This window comes from Rhizobacter sp. P3_B12 (genome assembly GCF_056402895.1).
In genome coordinates, this window is sequence record NZ_JBFUGN010001252.1 from 1 (window position 1) to 1,490 (window position 1,490).

1 protein-coding gene is annotated in these 1,490 nt (G+C 67.8%); it reads right to left on the reverse strand.

The window, feature by feature from the left end:
- On the reverse strand, positions 1-1,326 hold a 1,326-nt coding region (locus AC1D01_RS34270; RefSeq protein ID WP_477873917.1), incomplete at its 3' end, for an ATP-binding protein.
- Between the last annotated feature and the right edge of the window lie 164 nt (positions 1,327-1,490).

A 1,490-nucleotide genomic window follows, 5' to 3' on the forward strand; every position in this document is an offset into this window, starting at 1 on the left:
GGCATCGACGGTGCCGCCGTGGGCGATCACGATGGCGCGCACGATGGCCAGGCCCAATCCGCTGCCCGTTCCGCTGCGTTGGYGAGATCGATCGGCCCGGAACAGCGGCTCGAAGATCTGGGGCAGGTCGGTGGGGGCCACGCCCGGTGTCGAGTCCTCGACGCGCAGCCACAGGTGGCGGTCGTCCTCGCGCACGCCCCAGCACACGCGCACGCGCCCGGGGCGGGTGGTGTAGCGGCCGCTGTTGGTCAGCAGGTTGCGCAGCACCTGCTCGATGCGCACCGGATCCCAGGAGGCGCGCAGGATGCGCGAAGCGGGCGGCAACACCTCGATCTGCAGGCCGTCGAGCGACGGGTGGCGAACGAGTTTCGTGGTGATGTATTCCAGCGTGCCCAGCGGATCGAGATCGACCATGTGGCAGGGCACGCTGCCGAGGTCTGCGACCGCGAGCAGGTGCAGGTCGTCCACGATGCGCACCATGTGGCGGATTTCCTCGCCGAGGTTCATCACGAGGGCGTGGCTGGGTTCTCGGGCGCCGTCTTCCACCGATTCGATCTCGCCTTGCAGCACCGACAGCGGCGTGCGCAGTTCATGGGAGATCTGCGCCATCCATTTGCGGCGGGTCAGTTCGAGCCGGCGCAGCGAATCTGCCATCGACGACACGTCGTGCGACAACTGCTGCATCTCCTGCGGACCGTCGAATGCCGCGTCGGCGGGCTCGAACTGGCCGGCGGCAAGCTTGCGTGTCGCCTCCTGCAGTGCGCCCAGCGGCCGGCTCCATCGGTGGGCCACCTGCACGGCCAGGGCCATCGACACGGCGAGCGATGCGAAGGCTGCCGCCGCGATACCCAGGTACTGGCCGCGCAGGAATGCGGCGTCCGATTCATGGAGGCTGCTGCCGAGGTCCAGCAAGGCCGTGCCCACCGATCGGCCGTTGACGAGGATCTGGCGGTCCAGAGTGCGGCCGTCCGGCTCCGCGGGGCTGCCTGCGAGCCGCGTGCCGTCTGCATCCAGGATGCGGATGCGACCCGCGAATCCCGATTGCCGGACCCGGCTCGCCTGCAAATCGCTGTTGCGCTCCTCCGGGTCTCCTTCGCGGACGAGAAATCCGTCGACCAGCTTGCGCATGTCGCCGACCTCGGAGACCACTGCCGGCAAGCCGCCGCGGGCGCTGGCCTGTTCGCCGACATAGATCGCGAAACGATCCAGCCGCAGCGACTCGCGGGCGTTCACGAAGCCGGAGACCCCGCCGCGCACGCTGAGCAGCGCGCCGACGATGACGCACAGCACGGACAGGCTGACCGTTGCCAGCAGCAGCAGCGCCAATTGATGAACCATTCGCAAGCGCATCGCAGGATTCGTCGATGGTGAGGTTGAGGTGTTGTCGGCGCAGGGGAGCTCGATGAAAGGGTCCAAAGCGCAGGTCTGTGCATGCTCGGTGCAGAGACGGCAGCTTGGCAACGATGGTTCGCAATCGTTGACATTTGCGG